Below are 469 nucleotides of genomic sequence, written 5' to 3'. Positions count from 1 at the left end.
CACCTGTCCCTTGGACGAGTTTCGCGCAGAGACCGCATAAATTCGTTTCGTGGTTTCACCAACGATATGGTGGCAGGGTGTTGTGGGTAGAACCTTATGCTACCCGATTTCCGACGATGTCCGATTGGCGGCGAGTGCGGCGGATCCGGTCGCATGGACTGGTCGGCACTATCCCGGACTGGTTAACGGTTCTTCAACCGGCCAGTCTGCCTATTGAGCCTTTGCCTGGTTCCGGTTGGGTTAACAGTCATTTATGGCGAGCAGTTCTTGCGGAAGTCATAAATTTTGCTCGTAGAGATGAATGTGTTCTCGCCATTGGTAAGCCTTCGGTTCTTGCAATTCAAGTCATGAAGGCTCTGTCGCAATGCTTGTCTATTTACGATGCGATGGACGACTTCCCCGCTTTTTACAGTGGCCATTCTCGCAGGGCCATGAAGCAGAGAGAGAAGCGGGTTATCGAACTAGCGGA

1 protein-coding gene is annotated in these 469 nt (G+C 52.2%); it reads left to right on the top strand.

Going from position 1 to position 469, the window contains the following annotated elements; all coding sequences use genetic code 11:
• Positions 1 to 116 precede the first annotated feature (116 nt).
• The coding region (locus tag RCF13_RS02320) for a hypothetical protein (RefSeq protein ID WP_308140799.1) at positions 117 to 469 on the top strand (353 nt) is incomplete at its 3' end.

It is taken from the genome of Stenotrophomonas maltophilia group sp. RNC7 (assembly GCF_030910085.1).
GTDB lineage: Bacteria > Pseudomonadota > Gammaproteobacteria > Xanthomonadales > Xanthomonadaceae > Stenotrophomonas > Stenotrophomonas sepilia.
This window is presented reverse-complemented; position numbering and strand designations above follow the sequence as displayed.